This window comes from Brevibacterium sp. SIMBA_078 (assembly GCF_046534565.1).
Taxonomy (GTDB): domain Bacteria; phylum Actinomycetota; class Actinomycetes; order Actinomycetales; family Brevibacteriaceae; genus Brevibacterium.
The window spans coordinates 1-257 of the sequence record NZ_JAWRYQ010000362.1 but is presented as its reverse complement, the minus strand read 5'-3'; the positions used below and the strand labels follow the sequence as shown (position 1 = coordinate 257).

At 43.2% G+C, this 257-nt stretch carries 1 protein-coding gene; it reads right to left on the bottom strand.

Features of this window, described 5'->3' with window-relative positions:
• Positions 1-257 (bottom strand): GNAT family N-acetyltransferase (locus tag SB749_RS20035; RefSeq protein WP_410711850.1); only part of this gene is annotated, 257 nt, incomplete at both ends.

Here is a 257-nt window from a genome sequence, read left to right as displayed (position 1 = left end):
CCCTAGCTTTTCAACCAATTTTTGTGATGGCACATTTGCTGGTTCAATCAATGCCTGGATACGTTGAAAATTCATTTGTTCGTACCCATAACGAAGAATTGCTTCCACTGCTTCAAAAGCGATCCCGTTTCCCCAATAGTCTTTGCTTAATACAAAGCCAATGTCAGTACGAGAATGCTGGGAAACCATGTTGTGAAAACCGCAGCTTCCAATGACCATTCCTTGCTCTTTAAACGTAATCCCCCAGCGAATACCCG